We start from the raw sequence: 16545 nt of genomic DNA on the forward strand, positions 1-16545 counted from the left end.
GCAGTGCCCAGAGCAGCATCGGCACGGTTTCGGCGCAGGGCAGCACGGTCTGCGTCTTGATCCGGCGGCGGAATTCCTCGTTGAGCCGCTCGATCGCGTTTGTCGTTCGTGCCGACTTCCACTGGGACGGATCGAGGCAGGTGAAGGCAAAGAGCCTATCCCCGGCTTCCTCGAGGCTGTCGGTGATCGCACGGCATTTCAGGCGCCATTTGCGCAGGAACGCCTTGCGCCGGATTTCGATCTCGGCAGCGGTGTCGGCGTAGATCATGTCGCGGTAGTCCTCGGTCAGCTCGTCGTGCATGCGCTTCGGGGCATGGCCGAGAAGGTTGCGGTGCTTGTGCACCGTGCACCGCTGGATCGGCAGCTCTTCGCCCCAGAGCGCAATGAGGGCGGCTTCCAGCCCGGGAGCGCCATCGACAATGACGAAGTCCGGTCGCTTCAGGCCACGCGCATCGAGATCGGCGAGGAACCCGCCCGAGGAACCCGCCTATGCCGCCTTGCTTTCGCCGCCCGTGTTCTTGATGGCGAGCAACACCTTCTGCCCGTCGCGGCGCACGCCGATTGCCGCAGCACCGAGATGTTCGTGGCCTTGCGGTCCAGACGGGTCTTGATGACGGTGCCGTCCAGGATCAGACGGACGATGTCCTCATCGGCGAGGCTGCGTGCGCACCACGCGTCCCAGTCGACCTTCACCTTGCGCCAGGCCCGGCTGACGACATCCTTGCCGACCGCCCCCTGAAACAGGCCGAACAGCGCGCGCTTGACCCGCCGCGTGTTCGTGCCGGCCAGATAGACCGAGGCGATCAGGGCCTCGGCCTTCTTCGTCAGACGCTGATAACGCGGCAGCGCCCGTGATCGCCATTCCGTGATCTTGCCCTCTTCGTTCTCGATCCGCGCGCGCGGCACGCTGACCGTTTCGGTTCCGAAGGTGCCGACGAGCTGGCGGTCGCGATGGCCGTGCCGATAGCCCTTCTTCAAGCCGCCGCCGCGGTCATAGCGGCAGCGCCCGATGACGGCCGCGAGCTCTTCCTCGAACAGCGCCTCGATCGTAGCGCGGATGTTCTGCCGAAGCCGATCCTCGATGGGATCGTAGCCGACGTCGCTGCACAGTAGCGCTGGCGTGGTCGTGTCTGTAGTCTGGTCCATGGCGTGATCTCCCTGGCGGTTGCCGCCGGTTGGGTGGGTTGAATCACCCGGAGATTACGCCGCCTTCAAATTTCCACCACCTTCGCGACACGACCAAACTCCTCGCGTTGATCCACAATCGAACACTCCTGAAACGGTGAGCGCGGAGCTATACGCGAATCTGGGTGACGCAGTTTGAGGAGGTGGCGTATCGTGGCGGGTGCTGAAGCCTGCCAGAACTTCCAAAAGGAACGATACGCCTATGAAAGATGATATCACGATTACCCCGCTGTACCAGCCCGGATCTGTTGCGGATCCTCTGACAGAAATTGCCCGTGACGGCGCCCGCAGGATGCTTGCGGCGGCACTTCGGGCCGAAGCCGATACCTTTGTGGAGCAATATGCCGAGGAGGCTTTGCCGGATGGCCGGCAACGGATCGTCCGGCATGGTTATGGGCCACAGCGCAGCATTCAGACCGGCATCGGTCCGCTCGACGTGCGCCGCCCGAAAGTCCGCGACCGGGCCACCGATATGCCCGCGGAGAAGAAGGTCCGCTTCACCTCAAGCATCCTGCCGAAATGGGCCCGGCGGTCGAAAAGCCTCGATGCCCTGCTGCCGGTGCTCTATCTGCGCGGGATCTCCACCGGCGATTTCCAGGAAGCGCTGTCAGCGTTGCTCGGGGTAGATGCACCGAACCTGTCGCCTGGTGTCATCTCCCGTCTGACGGGCGATTGGCAGCAGGAATACGATCGCTGGCAGGGCCGTGATCTCTCGGCCCGGCGGTATGTCTATATCTGGGCCGACGGTGTCTATCTGCAGGCCCGCATGGAACCGCAGGCCGAGTGCATACTGGTCATTCTCGGCGCCACGCCGGAGGGGAAGAAGGAGCTCGTCGGCTTCCAGGTCGGCATGCGCGAGAGCGCGCAGAGCTGGCGCGAACTGTTGGTCGACATCAAGGCCCGCGGCCTCAAGGTGCCGCCCGAGATCGCCGTGGGCGATGGCGGCATGGGGTTCTGGAAGGCCCTCGACGAGGTCTTCCCGGGAACGCATCATCAGCGCTGTTGATGGATTGGATGCCCCCTCCCAACGGCATCGCAATGTGCCAACGTGGTGATCTGCAGGTCATTCACGAGAGGAGGAAGCATCCATGGACAACATTAGCATCATCGGCCTTGACCTCGCAAAGCGGGTCTTCCAGGCGCACGGCGCGCGAGCGGACGGTAGCGTCGGCTTCCGCAAGAAGCTGGGTCGCTCGCAGGTTCTCGGCTTCTTTGCCAAGCAGCCGCGCTGCATCGTTGCTATGGAAGCGTGTGCGACGGCCCACGAGTGGGGCCGCGCGATCGCGAGCTCGGTCACGAGGTCCGCCTGATCCGCCGATCTAACGTCAAGCCGTTTCGTCAAGCGGCAGAAGAACGAACGCGGCCGACGCAGAGGCGATAGCCGAGGCGGCGGGTCGCCCGACCATGCGCTTCGTCGCGGTCAAATCCGAGGCGCAGCAGGCGAAGGCGATGGCTTTCCGGACGCGGGACCTCCTCGTCAAGCAGCGCACGCAGCTCATCAACGCACTGCGGGGCCACCTCGCCGAGCACGGCCTCAATAGCGCCGCAGGGGCCGGCTCATGTCAAGGTGCTGGCGGACGCGCTGGAGGCAGCCGGCTCGCGTCTCGAGACGCTCGTGATCGAGCTGGGGCGCCTCTATCTCGAGCAGATCGAACTGCTCTCCGGCAGGATCGCGGATCTCGACAAGGTGCTGAAGCGCGAAGCGGCGCGGGAAGAAGACACCGCACGACTGATGACCATGCCTGGCGTGGGCCCGCTGACTGCGATGGCGGTCCAGACCTTCGCCCGCCGATGGAGACGTTCAGGCGTGGACGCGACTTCGCAGCCTGGACGGGGCTCGTCCCTGTCCAGCGATCGACCGGTGGGAAGCAGATCCTCGGACGAACGTCCAAGATGGGGCAGCGCGACATACGGCGTCTCCTGATCATCGGCGCGATGTCGGTGGTCCGCTGGGCCGTCAGGAAGGGCGCGCCGGAAGGCAGTTGGCTCGCACGCATGCTGGCCCGCAAGCCACGCATGGTCGTCGCCATCGCGCTGGCCAATAAGATGGCGCGCGGGATCTGGGCGATGTCGACGCGGGGAGAGAACTTCAGGGGTCCGGTCGCCGCGGTCTGATGACGACATCAGCCGAGGCAGCCGGGCCGTTGGGCGTGTGAGGAAGTCGACAGCAAGGTAAGGGCAAACGATCGGTCAGATCGGGATCGAGAAAAGCATTTGAACCCAAAGAGCCTCGAGCTCGCGCTGTTGATGTGCACTCGATCCGCGTATCTCCATACTGGCCCGCGGTCCGTTCAGAGCCGCATCTCAAGGCCTGATACATGACCGCACCCGATCACGCGCTTGAGCCGAGCAGAAACCTCTTGCACGAACGGGGGCATCCATACATGGGTTCACAAGACGGCTAACGTCCTGAACAAGTTCCCGAAATCCATGCAGCCGGCGGTGAAGGCCGATCTGCGCGAGATCTGGCAGGCCGAAACCCGCGCCGCGGCGGAAACCGCCATCGACACCTTCGCCGAGAAATACGGCGCCAAATACGAGAAGGCCGTGACCTGTCTCACCAAAGACCGCGAAGCCTTGCTGGCATTCTACGGTTTCCCCGCCGATCACTGGGATCACCTGCGCACCGGCAATCCGATCGAGAGCGTGTTCGCCACCGTCAGGCATCGAACCGTGCGGACCAAGGGAGCATTGTCGCAGAAGACCGCGAAGCTCATGGTCTTCAAGCTCGTTCAGGCCGCCGCAAAGACATGGCGCCGCCTGAAGGGCGCGAAGCAGTTGCCAATGGTCATCGAAGGTGTCAGATTCACCAACGGTGTCGCCGTAAACGGTACCGAAAACCGCGCCGCCTGATCAGGCCGTATCACCCAAAATCCCGCATAGCTCTGGAAGACATGCAGGGGCGCGGTTGAGTGCGTGGAGAAATTGTTGACCGATGTTCAGCGCGAGAAGACATGCCGGGCCTCTATTGTGGACAGCCGGACCATGCGTGCCGCGCCCTGTCGAAGGCGCGGCAAGGGAATACGCGGGATGAAGTGAGTATCGTCAGGCAGCTACGGCGCCAGGCTCGCTGCCATGCGCAAAATCGAAGCCTTCATCCGTCCATCCGGTAACGCCACCGATCATTTCCTTGACCGGACGACCGAGTTGCGCCAGACGCACCGCTGCCTTGTTCGCGCCGTTGCAATGCGGCCCGGCACAATAGACGACGAAGAGAGTTTCGGGTGGCCAGATCGACAAACGCTCTTCCGTGATCTCTGCATGCGGCAGCGATACCGACCCCGGGACATGAGCCGTTTCGTAAGCGTTCCGGCCACGTACATCAAGCACGACGAAATCCGTCGCGCCGCGCGACAGCGCATCATGCACGTCCCAGCAATCCGTCTCCAGCGACAGGCGCTTCGAAAAATGAGCCTCGGCATCATGAGACGATGCGGCTGGAATCCGGGTAACATTGTTTGACATGTGACACCTCCTGTTCTGGAGCCACAGTGTCGCCGAGCCTTTAGGCAATAAAAAGTGGCGATATCGTCAATATACGTCAAGATGCTGCCACGCAGGAAACGAGGGATACGGGTCATGAATTTCCACGACAGGCCTGGGATTACGGGGGCGAACGCAGATACGTGCACGCACCTGTCCGACGCGGCGGAAAGCAGGGGCCATCCTGCCGCCGGGGGGCGGCGCCGTCCGTCTGCATTCTTGCTTATGACGGCCTGTGCACCTTCGAATTCGGCATCGCCGTCGAGGTCTTCGGCCTGCCGCGTCCCGAATTCGACAAATGGTACCGTTTCGCCGTCGTCGCCGGCGAACCGGGGCCTTTACAGGCAATGGGTGGCATCAGGGTCGATGCGCCCTACGACCCCGACAAAATCAAGACAGCAGACCTGATCGTCATTCCCGGCTGGCGAAGCGCTGATGCACCCGTGCCGCATGCCCTGTGCAGCGCCTTGCGGCATGCGCATTCCGCCGGCGCCCGGATCGCCACCATCTGCTCCGGTGTGTTTGTCGCCGCTGCCTGCGGGTTGCTCGACAACCGCTGCGTCACAACCCATTGGCGTTATTTGGATACATTGAGAACACTCTACCCGGGCATCAACGTTGATGGTGACGTGCTGTATATCGACGAAGGTGACGTTCTCACGTCGGCGGGTTCGGCGGCGGGGCTTGACCTGTGCCTGCACATCGTCCGCCGGGATTTCGGCGTCGAAGCCGCAAACAGTGTCGCTCGTCGTCTCGTTCTGCCGGCGCATCGGGAGGGTGGGCAGAAGCAATTCGTCCCCCGCCCCGTAGCACGCAATCGCGGCCACCGCCTCAACGCGGTGCTCGATCGTATTCGCACCCAGCTCGACGAAGCGTGGCCGGTTGCGCGGATGGCCGACGAGGCAGGCATGAGCACGCGCACATTAATGCGACGGATGAGGGAAGCAACCGGCCGGACGCCGCAGAACTGGCTCGCCGCAGAGCGCGTCGCCCACGCTGTCTCCCTGCTGGAAGGCGGAAATGCCGATCTGCAGGATGTCGCTGGCGCATGTGGCTTCAACAGCGTCGAAAGCCTGCGACACCATTTCCGCATCATCAAGGGGCGTCCGCCCACATGGTACAGAGCGCATTTCTCGTGCATGGAGAACAGGGGACCCTTCGAAACAAACCCGGTGTCGCGCGCCACTAGGCGTTGAAAGCCACGCGGCGTTTCCTTCGTTAACCCGGATCGTGACGCCCGAGATGCCGGGCGATCACGTCGACGGCGCGCCGGGCTGCGGGAACAGCCCCAAAATAGAGACAGAAGTCGTGTGGCAATCCCTTGTGCAAGAGCACGCTCTGCAAGATGTCGGCTGACTCACAACACGAAACCAGAGCGCGGCCCTCGTCATGAAGGATGTCGCACTCAGCTAGATGGATTGTACATGGCGGCAGGTTGCGGAGGCTGGCCGGGGCCAGTTTGCATGGAGAGCCACCTAGCGGAACAAATAGCGGCTCGATGAATCCGCCGAACCAGTTCATCGTGTCCTTGTCGAGGAAATGACCGGATGCGAATTGCTCGGGATAGGTCCTGCCCGCGTCTGCGACGGGGTAAATCAGGTGCATGGCGTCGAAACGACCACGCAACGGCCCGTGTGCCAGAATCATGGCGAGAAGCGCACCGACGCTGTCCCCGGCAATCATCATTGCACCATGTGACCCGGCCCACCCCAACTCCCGCAGAGCTACTTCGGCGGATGATGTCACGGAGGCCAGTATATCGTTCGCTGAATGCTCCGGCGCCTTGGGATAATCGAGGGCGAGGATCTCCATTCGCGACACGAGGGCCAGATCGGCGAGGAACGGGAGAAAAGTGCTGCTATCATAATAGACAAGCCCGCCCCCATGAATGTAGAGCAGACGCCCCCGGCTCTCACCGGGCGGAAGAATCCGGTGACCGCGAAATGTAGCGTTTATCTGCTCTACCCGAATACCCGCTGGAACGGGCGCGGCATTACGGGCGACCCATGCAGCGGCAGCGCGGCGTCCATAATCAGGGAGTTCTCGCGGGTTGCGACCAGCGAAGAGCCTGCGCATTGCCGCCAGCCGGGCAAAGCCCTTGTCGAGACCACCCGCGACCCGCACTTCACTCATCATCCACCTCCCCGCCGACCCGAAGAAGGCAAAAGCTGTGTGGCCGACACTCTCCGTCAACGTCCGGCTTGAGCGGCCCAAGCGCGGTTTCGATGGATTGACCTGTATCGAGCGGCATTGCCACAGCCATCTCGATCGCCGCCACGGTTTCCCAGAAATACGTTCCCGGGTCAGCACCGTGCCTTTGGCGATAGGCCCGAAGTATCTGCTCCGCGCGCGACCCTCTTGGCCGCGGGCGCAGCGCCGCAAGGTAAACCGGGGTGATTTCAATAGAAAGCCCGGCGAGAGCAAGATCATCTTCGAGAGATGGCGCATCCGCGTCATCGGTAAGCACGAGGGCCATGGCGCCCGCGCATGCACCGGCCAATGCCTTGGCAAATTCGATCGTCTCGGCATAACGCCCTGCGAAAACAATCGCCGGCTTGCCCGAGCATCCGGGCATCGCGTCGACCGCCCGCAACGCTCCGATGACACTATCACCATGCGCCGACCCATCCGAAGCATATCGGACGGGCACCAGTCCGCGCTCGGCCATCGTCCGTGCCAACCAGCGCGCATAGTCATCATCGTTGTCACAGATGCGGTATGTGCAGCGATACCGCGTCAATGCAGACATCGTCGCGGCAGGAAGCAACATGGGGATACCGGCCGCTTCGTAAACGGGTGCCGCCGCCGCAGCTGCAGCCGATGCGAAATGCCCGACGACGCAGTCCGTCCCTGATGCGACAATAACGTCCGCAATGGCACGGCCAGCGACGGGGTCCGCACCATCATCGTACAAGACAATTTTTACGCCGGTATTGGAAAGGAGGTCGCCGACAATGTCCACTGCGGCGATGAATGTCAATGTATGCACGCTCCGACCGGGATCAAGGCAGGCGACGCAGGCAATCGTCCGCGTCATCCGACACCCCCCGAAAGGCTTGCGGCGAAGCGGCGGGCCATGGCCGGGATGTACTTTGCTCCCCGCCCGGAAAAGCCAGTAAACAATCCTGCTCCGCCCTCTTCAGGAGGCAATCGGATGAGCGGCAGGAAATCGGACGTATAGGCGTCGTATCCGGGATGCGAAGCGATCGCGCTATTGGACCGCGTCCGAAGAATACGTCGGGAAAGAGCAAGATTTTGAGCATCTGCTGCCGCGTTGTCTACCTTGAGCTCCTCCGGAACAGTCGCATCCTTCTGAATGGCTCCACCGACGAAATAACTGCGCCTGCAGCCAGGGCGGATATACCCCTTCGATACCTCGTCGATGAGGCAGATTTCCGGCGCGCCCGCAATATCGTCGATGAAGGACGTCAAATTGATGGAACGCGCGAAGAGTCCCTCCGGCTGTTGCAGCCGCAGCGTGTCAGCCCCCGATGCGAGGATCACCCGGCGTGCAGTGATGCGCCCGGCACCGGTCGTCAGCACAACGTGATCACAAGCGGGATACAGGTCGACGACTGTACAACCTTCGACAAGCGATGCCCCGAGCCGGACCGCCTCATCAGCGAAGAACCGAGCGCCGGCACGCGGATCTACATAACCGGCAAGCGGCTCCCACAAGACGCTGCGGGCAGATCGCCGAAAATGATCGCCCAGCAGGCCACAGAGGCCGGATATCGTCGGGCCGTCAATGGTCTCGGCGGGGTAGGCCGCCCGACTTTCCATCCGGGCAAACTCTTCGATCCTAGAACGGTTGGACGGAGCGGGCGCATAGATCATTCCCGGCCTGCGGAATATGCCCGGGCGTGAGACTTCGACGTCAGCCCATAGGCCGATGCCATCGCGATTCAGCGCGACGAGGCGTGGCTCGTCATCGTAGAGGCGCACCATTCCGCGCGAATGCGCCGTGGCCCCGCCGCCGCCGATTGTCGTGCTTTCGAGGATGAGTGGCCTATGACCACGTTCTGCCAATGACCAGCCCAGAGAAGAGCCGGCCAGCCCGCCGCCTATGATGACGATGTCTTCCATCGACGCCCCGCCCCCCCGACATTCAACCTGCCGCAGTTTGCTCTTCCTGTCTCCGGTAGGCGTCAACATCCACGTGACTCCACCAGATCGTGTATAAATGGAAAGCATTCGGGCCGTCATTACGCACAAAATGGCTGAGACCTCGCGGAATCATGACGATATCGCCCTGAGCCACTGGATGGTCGATGCCGTCGATGACGACCACGGCGTCCCCCTGCACGGCAATGAACATCTCGTCTTCATCGTCGGGAATATTGACATGATTGAGCGTCGAAGTCCCCGGCCGGACGATACAGTATCCGCCCCCAAATGGTGGGACGATACCTTCCCAGGGAAACGTCCGGATTCCATCGAGGCCGTATTCATACTTCAGCTTCGATGTCTCAAATTTTTTCACGTATTCCATGACGTCAAACTCCCTTTTCTAATGACCTGGCAATGGCGGCGAGATCGCCGAGCGTGCGTGGCGGATCAAGACCCTCCAGTGCGGTTTCGAGATCCGCATCGTATCGTGCTGCGAGTTCGAACAGCAGATCGACGACGGCAAGAGAGTCCAGGCCGATGTCGTCAAGGCCGACTTCGCGCGCCAGACTCGTCACTTTATCCGCCAGATCGGGGCGGCGCTCGGCGATCAATCCACGAATCGTGTCGAGACTCGCAGCGTCAGACATGTTGAACCTCCGCAATCGGCACGACCTCGCCATCGCCTGTGATCGTGAAGCTGTATTCGCTGCTTTCGGCGGCAGCGGCGGCGACTTTGGAGAGGAGCAGCTTTTCGTCCGTCTTGCCCGTCGCGCTCAGGGCAACCTTGTCTGCGTGGACCCAAATCGCTGGGCGCATGTAGCCGGGAAGCTCACGGCTGAGATGGCATCGCGCGTGGTCGATGATGGTAGCGCTTTCGGATACGATGATAATCGCGATTTCGGGTCGATCGCCACGTTCAACCAGACCGATCGCAACGCGATCAACGCTCGGCAGAGACATCACGGTCTGCCGGACCTCGCCGAGATGCACCCGCTTGCCGGCAATCTTTACTTCGTCATCGCGTCGACCGACAAAGACCAACGCTCCGTCGCGCTCACGAAAACAGATATCGCCGGTCCGGTAGAAGCGTAAACCATTGCGTTCGAAGAGAACCTTGTCGTTTTCGACGGGCTGATCGAAATAGCCACGCATCACCTGAATGCCGCCGATGCACAATTCGCCCTGTACGCCATCAGCAACTTCACTTCCGTCCTCGGCAAGGATGGTCGCCTCGACCCCCTCAAGCGGTTTTCCGATCGGATAGGAACTGCTTCGGTCCTCATCGGGCTCATTGATCGTGTGGCAGAGGCAGACAATGGTCGTCTCCGTTGGTCCGTAGGCATTGATGACCCGGCACCCCGGCAATCGGCTCTTCCAGAGGTTGATGATTTTCGGATCACAGACTTCTGCGCCGGTCATGACCATGCCGAGCTCGGGAAGAGCATCCCGGTTTATCGACGAAGCGGGGTTGGAGATGAGCGTGAGCACGGTTGAAACCGCGATCATGTGGGTAATGCGTTCGCGCGTCAGGACGTTCCGAATGAGTGGACCGACCACGATCCCGCGATACTGGTAGACGAAAGCACCGAGCGAGAGAGGAAGCAGCGTGTCCTCTATCGAGACGTCGAAATGGAACGGCGTGAAGCTAATGACACGCGATTGGGGGCCGAAGCGCAACACTTCATTGTGAGCCTTAAAATAGGCGAGGAGGCTGCCGACTGTGATCTCGACTCCCTTGGGCTCTCCGGTGGAGCCCGAGGTGAAGACGATGTATGCGCTTGCATCCGTCGTCATGCCGACAGGCTCTGTACGCCGGACCGCGTGCGGGTCCGAAGCTATCTCCTTGAGCATCGCCCAGCTCAGGCCAGCATGACCCTCCGGCGGCGCAACATCACGGCATGAGAGGACAAGGCGCGGCCTGAGTCGGCTAAGCATGCGCTCGATACGTGCCGGAGGAGCTTCCGAATCGAGGGGAACATATACCGCACCGCAGATCCAGATGGCCACGGCAATCGCCGGCATGAGCGCGACCTTGTCAGCGAGAATGGCAACTCGGTCTCCGCAGACGACTCCCCGGGCCTCCAGCGCTGCAGCAAGGCGTTGCGAGATCTGCTCGAGTTCCCGGAATGTGTAGCGTGTCCGCCCGTCATCGACTGCGATCCGCTCGGGATGCAGCGCGGCACCGCAGGCAAAAAGCTGTCCTAGTTCAGCCGCATCCGCACGCCGCCCGGCCTCGCGCCCGATTGACCATGCCGGCGCTGCCTCCCGGCGCATTCGCTCTGAACCGGACATCAGTTACCTCCCCCGACTTCGTCGCCGGGAACATCGAGAAAAAAGCGCACTTTGGGGAGCTGTGACGCGCCGATCCGGCGATAGAAGCCAATACCAAGCGCGTTGTCGGGCGGCGTATGCCACTGGATCTGCGCGCAGCCGCGCCCTCGCGCGAACGCAGCGAGTTCCTGGACCAGAATCCGCCCCAGGCCGAGCCCACGATATCGCTCGCGCAGATACAGGCAATCCATGTAGATGAATGGCGATGCATTCCAGGTCGAGCAGTCAATCGTCGCGGTCATGTAGCCCGAAATCTTGTGGTCTACGACCGCGACCCAGCCGAAGATACGCGCCGGCTCCTCGAACATCATCGCCGCGAGTGAATCCCGGCGCCCATGCCCACTGAAGGGTAGCCCCTCATAAGCCGCGTGCTCTTCGAAAAGGTCGTATAAAGTATCCAGGTCACCCGGATCGGCCCTGCGTATAAGGCACTGTGCATCCATCATCTTATCCCGGCATCTGTTTCCGACCGGCGCTGCGACTCCCTGGTCGTCAGGCCGTTCCGCGCATTCCGGCTTCAAAATATCCGGCGAGGACATCGTTGGTCAGGGCAGGCGGGCACTGTTCCAGGACCTCGCGCACCCAAGCATCGCGCTCGAATTTGTAGATTTCAAGCTCCCATACACAGGCAATCACGTGAAGATGGGCGAGCGACTCAAGCTGCGGCTCGGGCACGCTCAGATCATCAACGCGAAAAGCGCTGAGGCGCAGCATATTCGCATCATACCATGTATTCACAAGCACATAGAGACCATCGCCGGCCCAGTGAAGGATCGCAAAACCCACCTTGTGATCGGCCTCCAGCGCCAGCTCCAGAATTCCCGCCTCCAGCATACGTTCAATGTTTTGCGCAGGCGGCAAGGGATCGTCTGCGAATTGTGGTGCTCGAAGTGAGTAGATTTTCAAACGGTGGTCGGATACTTCCATCACGCCATGGAAATCTACAGTACGTGCTTCGTAGTAGAGAGGATTCATGCACTCGGTTCTCCATTTAATGTCATGGCGAGGTTCGGGCAAATGGCAGCGGAGATACGGGTGAACTCGCGCCATCCTGCGAGGCGCTCGGCCCTCGGTGCAGCAGCGATCTCGTCAGCCAGGCCGATGATCGCTGCGGCCATGCCCGCGATCGAGAAATTGTCAAGGTCGGCATGGCGGTCCCAGGCCGCGATACTCGAACTGTTCCTCCAGTAATCGCCGGTATCGCTCCCGCGCGGCTTACTGGGAATTCCAGTCCGCGCGACATCCCGCACGCTCTGGGCAAGAGGGCGGTATACGCCTTCTACCCATTTCCTGAATTCCGACATTTCGAAGTTCCGGACCCCGGTTTCGGGAGCAAACCACGCCGCATACAGGCGGATCGCGTCGCTTGGATAGAGACCGGCGATATCCCGGATCCAGATAGCGTTGCCGCGGCTGGTCGAGAAATCATCGCCATCCAGCTTCAGGAACCGGTTGGTGAGGAACAGTCCTACCGGTGGTCCGGAGGGGTCGCAGACCTGCTGCACGCAATAGGCGACGGCATGACTGAAGGAGCAGTCATAACCAAGAAAATGCACCATGCGTGTGTCCGGCGCCCACCATTCCTTGAAAGTGCCGCGCTCCGGGTTTTCTTCCAGAAATGCGTCTACCGTTGCGCGGTACCCTGACAAGCCCATGAACCAGGTATGCAAGGGCTGTTCGTCGAGACTGTCGAGCTGCAAGCCAGCGTCGCCGGGTCGCGTGATGCTCCAGGTATCGGCCTCATCAGCAAGCACATCCGCGAGGAATTCGCGCAGGCATGAACGAATCGGTTGGTGGGCATGCGCCTGAGCAACCTTGTTATAATGCCGACCCAGATGCCAGACATACGTCTCGACCTCCGCCAATTCCATCGGTTTACCCGTGAATATCGAACGCATGTCCGACATTTTCTCCGGAACAGGCTTCCGGGCACATGCCTCGCATTGGCTCGCATCCGATGACGCCCCGCACCAATTGCAGCATCCGCGCCCGAAAGCCTCGTATCCGTAGAATCCTGTCGTCGAGCAGATATGGACGGGTGTCTTCCGGCGTTCGATATCCGGGGATACGATATCGAGATAGTGGCGGGCAGCGCGCTGGAATGCCGGGCTGTCGAATGCTCTCAGGAAATGGTCGAAGCGAATGTCGACCGATTCGAGGGATAGCATCATCGTACGCCGGACGAGTTCGCTGAACGGCACAGGGTCGCGCTCCAGCTCTGTTGCCTTGCGAAGGACGTAACTCTGGTAGTCATCTGCATAAGAGACGAAGAGCACGTCATGCCCGGCCTGACGCAGCACGCGCTGGCAGATCTCGGCGGCAAGGAACGGGCCCGAGAGATGCCCAAGATGAAGATCGCCATTCGGGGTCGGCGGTGTGCATGTGACAATGTATCGGGTCATGGTTGGGCAATATCCTCACTGGCATCTACGGGCCGAACGGCGCCGAGAGCGCCGAGGACGGCAGCCCGTACGCCGGAGTCCCGGTAGAACGAAAAGTGGTCGCCGGCCTCGGCAACCAGCATGCGTGCGCCGGGTATTTGCTCGGCAACGTCGTAGCTGCCTTTCGGATGCGCGGTTTGATCATTCGGGCTGGTTAGGACAAGGGTTGGACAGGTTATGGACGACATCCAGACTAGCGGGTTTTCTGATATGAATGCGCGTATCAGGCGCGCATAACGAAACACCGCCTCGGGATCATGCGTCAGCATCTGCACGAGGTGCTGCTGTGCCGGCTTCGTGACGCTCATCGCCTCCTCTGACTTGCGCACGATGTCGCGGGTGACCAGCTTCAGAAGGCTCCCCTTGTTTTCACTGAAAACCGACTTGTGGAGCAGTCCCGCGACCGATCGGCTGAGCGCGACTTTCGGCATGACGGATTTGAGGTTCTTCTGGAATGCGGTCAGTTCCGCCCCCTTGTGCATGAAGCTGCCATGCATGAGTACGAGGTTGCGTACCGCTTCGGGTTCGCTCGCGGCTATGCGGCTCGCCACGACCGCACCGGTTGACCAGCCTATGAGGTCCACGGGCCCTTGTGTCAGGCATGCGCGAATGAGTACCCAGTCGGCAAGATGACCCTCGATGGACAGATCGCCAGAGCTGACGTCGAAGCCGGTATCCGGCAAGCCCCGGCAATCCCACGATACGACACGGCGCCCATCGGCGAGCAGGCTATTTATCAGGGGATGCATCACATCGAGCGGCATCCCGTAGGCATTCACGATCACCGTGGTCGCACGCCCGATTTCACCGGGATGGCTGTCATAGGCGACGAGCGGCGATGCCGCCTTACGCGGCAGGTGTTGCAGCTGCATCAGGTCGGTCAGGCAGCCATGACGCACTTCGCGCAGTCCCGCCTCCACAAAGTTCAGCAGATCGATATCGTATAAGCGGGTCGCGTCATCGAGTTCCAGGCGCTCGAAAGACTTTCCGGTTGCGCGCTCGGCATAGGGCCGGAAGAATCCTAACCGGCGATTGATCAGCCGGTCCTCAGGCAGAACAGCTTCCGCATGGTCGACCCGCTTGATCGTTATGTCCAGACGATCAGCGATGGCAAGAAGGATCTTTCCCACCGCGATATCGGTGCCGGTCAAGGCCCGGACCGTCAGAGGCGCAGCCGGCTTGCCCGCCCCGGTCAACGCCATCATGGCCCTCACCACTTCGTCAATCGTTACGAGGTTCAACTGCCCGTCGCCACAATGCAGATATAGGACTGAGTCCGGACCGAGTTCGCGACGGCGAACCTCTTCGTTGAGCGCCCTCACCAAACCATAGAGGCCGCTCGCCGATCCTCCCGATGATTTGGTCACCGAATTGCCGACGACCACGGTGGGGCGTAGCAAGGTAAGACGAATATCGTCGCGCGACGCCGCCTTGCAAGCGGCATATTCGGCCTTCAACTTGCTGTCTTCGTAAAGATTATTTGGTTCGATCCCGACCGGAGGTGGCGCATCGGCGTCGATTATTCCGCTGCAGCGCCCGAAGACGTAAGCAGTCGAAACCATGACGACGTCCCGACATCCGATACGGTTCGCGAGCTGCATGACCTCCTCAGCAGCACGCGGATTCTGATCGCGCACCGCGTCGGACGCGTCGACCCTCAGATCAGCTGCAATATGCCAGATCTGCTCCACGCCGTATCTTTCGAGGCGCGCGATATCGACCGGCGAAAGGCCACAACACGGTGCAGACACATCACCGATCATGATGTCCACCCGATCCGCGAGCGCCTGCGGCAACACGGATTTATCGCGCCCGGCATGCAGGGCGCGCGCGAGGCCACGCGTGAGCCTGAAACGGGTATCGGGCCCGCGAGGCTGTTCGCGCATCAGCACAAAAACGCCGACATCAGGATTCGTACACATGAACCGTGCCAGAAAGGCAGAGCCGATGAATCCCGAGGCGCCCGTGACAAGAATTCCGCTCATGCCGGGATCTCGCCTGTATCAACCCTGGAGGCCGGATCTCCGGCTTCGGGCGCATGTGCTGCGTCACATCCCGGGCGTCGCTCCATGGTTGCACCGTCGACCGCTTCGCTCATCCAGTCGGCAATAGTCGCCGCCAGCAGATCGGGGTCAGCCTCTTCCGGTACATTGTGCCCGGTTTCCGGGAAGGTCACCAGATGGGCGGCGGAAATCTCACCAGCGAACCATTCACCGATTTCGACCGGGAGCCAGATGTCGCCCGCGCCCCACAGCACGAGAGCTGGCTGCCGGATGCAGCGGATGTATTCGTGTGAGTCGAAGCTGACTGCGCGCATGCGAGCAAGCAGGGCATCACGTGCACCCGCCCGCCGGATCATGGCGTAGTAGCGATCAACCAGCTCATCGGTGACGCGGTCATCGTCATAAAAGGTGTCACGCAGATTCATGCGCACCAGGAAACGGGGTGTGATGTGCCGCATAATCTCGCCCAGCAAGGGAACCCGAGCCAGTGTCCATGTCATGGGACTCGGATGAGGGTAGCCCGTTGATGCGACCAGTATCAGGCGCTCGACCGGGCTTTCGGGCGCGAGTGCCGCACGCCAGGCAATCTGGCCACCCGTGGAATGCCCGAGGACGGTAGCCCGCTCAATGCCCAGTTCGCGGAGAAAGGCTAATACAAACGCCATTCCGGAATCGGCGTCATATCGCCCCCGGGGATCGAAACCCGACAGACCGCTTCCAGGAAGATCGGTGGAGATCACACGATAGCCGTTCATCGAAAGCACCGCTGAAAGCGGCTGCCACACGCCGATTTCTGCACCCGATCCATGGATCAGGAGGATGACGGGGCCATCACCCTCATCAGTGAAGTGCACGCGTGTGCCTTCGACATCGGTAAATAGCGAATGTGGCATCGAGAATTGCCGCTCGATATCTTGAGGATCCAGATCCGCCCTGTACCCGGCAGCATAAGCCGCCACGAGCAAACCAACACAGACGAGAAAAACCTTCAT

Annotated in this window: 13 protein-coding genes and 4 pseudogenes; 4 read left to right on the plus strand and 13 right to left on the minus strand. The window is 61.3% G+C overall.

Features of this window, described 5'->3' with window-relative positions:
* Nucleotides 1-1146, minus strand: a pseudogene (locus GA0071312_RS19050) (IS256 family transposase); the annotation flags it as partial.
* Between the two features lie 241 nt (nt 1147-1387).
* On the opposite strand from GA0071312_RS19050, the pseudogene GA0071312_RS00015 reads away from it, so the two are divergent.
* From GA0071312_RS00015 to GA0071312_RS00025, 3 pseudogenes are all read left to right on the plus strand, one after another.
* Nucleotides 1388-2188: pseudogene (locus tag GA0071312_RS00015) on the plus strand (IS256 family transposase); the annotation flags it as partial.
* Between the two features lie 85 nt (nt 2189-2273).
* A pseudogene (locus GA0071312_RS00020) lies at nt 2274-3300 on the plus strand (IS110 family RNA-guided transposase).
* 270 nt (nt 3301-3570) lie between these two features.
* A pseudogene (locus tag GA0071312_RS00025) lies at nt 3571-4038 on the plus strand (transposase); the annotation flags it as partial.
* A gap of 192 nt (nt 4039-4230) precedes the next feature.
* Here GA0071312_RS00025 and GA0071312_RS00030 read toward each other — a convergent pair.
* Entirely contained in the window at nt 4231-4650 is a 420-nt protein-coding gene (locus GA0071312_RS00030) for a rhodanese-like domain-containing protein (protein WP_074443108.1), read from the minus strand.
* Nucleotides 4651-4811: 161 nt separating this feature from the next.
* Here GA0071312_RS00030 and ftrA point away from each other — a divergent pair, with 161 nt between their 5' ends.
* Entirely contained in the window at nt 4812-5864 is a 1053-nt protein-coding gene (ftrA, locus tag GA0071312_RS00035) for a transcriptional regulator FtrA (RefSeq protein ID WP_074443109.1), read from the plus strand.
* A 22-nt stretch (nt 5865-5886) separates the two neighbouring features.
* Here the strand turns inward: ftrA and GA0071312_RS19820 are convergent, their stop codons facing one another.
* Genes GA0071312_RS19820 through GA0071312_RS00090 form a run of 11 tightly spaced genes read right to left on the minus strand, consistent with a single transcriptional unit; the run spans nt 5887 to nt 16545 of the window.
* Nucleotides 5887-6801 carry an alpha/beta hydrolase fold domain-containing protein gene (locus GA0071312_RS19820; RefSeq protein WP_165603921.1) on the minus strand — a complete coding sequence of 305 codons (915 nt, stop codon included), beginning with the start codon at nt 6799-6801 and terminating at the stop codon, nt 5887-5889.
* A complete protein-coding gene (locus GA0071312_RS19290; protein ID WP_165603922.1) occupies nt 6794-7648 on the minus strand; it encodes a type 1 periplasmic-binding domain-containing protein in 855 nt (284 codons plus the stop codon). The genes GA0071312_RS19820 and GA0071312_RS19290 overlap by 8 nt, the downstream gene beginning before the upstream one ends.
* Nucleotides 7649-7701: 53 nt before the next feature.
* Nucleotides 7702-8754, minus strand: a complete 1053-nt coding sequence (locus tag GA0071312_RS00050) for an NAD(P)/FAD-dependent oxidoreductase (protein ID WP_074443112.1) — start codon at nt 8752-8754, stop codon at nt 7702-7704.
* A 22-nt stretch (nt 8755-8776) separates the two neighbouring features.
* Nucleotides 8777-9160 carry a cupin domain-containing protein gene (locus GA0071312_RS00055; protein ID WP_074443113.1) on the minus strand — a complete coding sequence of 128 codons (384 nt, stop codon included), beginning with the start codon at nt 9158-9160 and terminating at the stop codon, nt 8777-8779.
* Nucleotides 9161-9164: 4 nt separating this feature from the next.
* Nucleotides 9165-9425 (minus strand): hypothetical protein, encoded by a 261-nt coding sequence (locus GA0071312_RS00060; protein WP_131817657.1) that lies wholly within the window; start codon nt 9423-9425, stop codon nt 9165-9167.
* Nucleotides 9418-11070 carry an amino acid adenylation domain-containing protein gene (locus GA0071312_RS00065; protein ID WP_074443115.1) on the minus strand — a complete coding sequence of 551 codons (1653 nt, stop codon included), beginning with the start codon at nt 11068-11070 and terminating at the stop codon, nt 9418-9420. Before GA0071312_RS00065 ends, GA0071312_RS00060 begins: the two co-directional genes overlap by 8 nt.
* Nucleotides 11070-11555, minus strand: a complete 486-nt coding sequence (locus tag GA0071312_RS00070) for a GNAT family N-acetyltransferase (protein WP_238947036.1) — start codon at nt 11553-11555, stop codon at nt 11070-11072. The genes GA0071312_RS00065 and GA0071312_RS00070 overlap by 1 nt, the downstream gene beginning before the upstream one ends.
* 46 nt (nt 11556-11601) lie before the next feature.
* Entirely contained in the window at nt 11602-12084 is a 483-nt protein-coding gene (locus tag GA0071312_RS00075; RefSeq protein WP_131817658.1) for a hypothetical protein, read from the minus strand.
* Nucleotides 12081-13511, minus strand: coding sequence for a methionine--tRNA ligase (locus tag GA0071312_RS00080; protein WP_074443117.1), 1431 nt, complete (start codon nt 13509-13511; stop codon nt 12081-12083). The genes GA0071312_RS00075 and GA0071312_RS00080 overlap by 4 nt, the downstream gene beginning before the upstream one ends.
* Nucleotides 13508-15535 carry an alpha/beta fold hydrolase gene (locus GA0071312_RS00085; protein WP_074443118.1) on the minus strand — a complete coding sequence of 676 codons (2028 nt, stop codon included), beginning with the start codon at nt 15533-15535 and terminating at the stop codon, nt 13508-13510. The genes GA0071312_RS00080 and GA0071312_RS00085 overlap by 4 nt, the downstream gene beginning before the upstream one ends.
* Nucleotides 15532-16545: an alpha/beta fold hydrolase gene (locus GA0071312_RS00090; protein WP_074443119.1), complete on the minus strand. Its 1014-nt coding sequence runs from the start codon at nt 16543-16545 to the stop codon at nt 15532-15534. The genes GA0071312_RS00085 and GA0071312_RS00090 overlap by 4 nt, the downstream gene beginning before the upstream one ends.

The sequence above is a fragment of the Saliniramus fredricksonii genome, from assembly GCF_900094735.1.
Taxonomy (GTDB): Bacteria; Pseudomonadota; Alphaproteobacteria; order Rhizobiales; family Beijerinckiaceae; genus Saliniramus; species Saliniramus fredricksonii.

Coding starts and splice junctions, on each gene's coding strand:
- GA0071312_RS00030 (WP_074443108.1), bottom strand. CDS start 4,650: ATGTCAAACAATGTTACCCGGATTCCAGCCGCATCGTCTCATGATGCC.
- GA0071312_RS19820 (WP_165603921.1), bottom strand. CDS start 6,801: ATGAGTGAAGTGCGGGTCGCGGGTGGTCTCGACAAGGGCTTTGCCCGG.
- GA0071312_RS00050 (WP_074443112.1), bottom strand. CDS start 8,754: ATGGAAGACATCGTCATCATAGGCGGCGGGCTGGCCGGCTCTTCTCTG.
- GA0071312_RS00055 (WP_074443113.1), bottom strand. CDS start 9,160: ATGGAATACGTGAAAAAATTTGAGACATCGAAGCTGAAGTATGAATAC.
- GA0071312_RS00060 (WP_131817657.1), bottom strand. CDS start 9,425: ATGTCTGACGCTGCGAGTCTCGACACGATTCGTGGATTGATCGCCGAG.
- GA0071312_RS00065 (WP_074443115.1), bottom strand. CDS start 11,070: ATGTCCGGTTCAGAGCGAATGCGCCGGGAGGCAGCGCCGGCATGGTCA.
- GA0071312_RS00070 (WP_238947036.1), bottom strand. CDS start 11,555: ATGATGGATGCACAGTGCCTTATACGCAGGGCCGATCCGGGTGACCTG.
- GA0071312_RS00075 (WP_131817658.1), bottom strand. CDS start 12,084: ATGAATCCTCTCTACTACGAAGCACGTACTGTAGATTTCCATGGCGTG.
- GA0071312_RS00080 (WP_074443117.1), bottom strand. CDS start 13,511: ATGACCCGATACATTGTCACATGCACACCGCCGACCCCGAATGGCGAT.
- GA0071312_RS00085 (WP_074443118.1), bottom strand. CDS start 15,535: ATGAGCGGAATTCTTGTCACGGGCGCCTCGGGATTCATCGGCTCTGCC.
- GA0071312_RS00090 (WP_074443119.1), bottom strand. CDS start 16,545: ATGAAGGTTTTTCTCGTCTGTGTTGGTTTGCTCGTGGCGGCTTATGCT.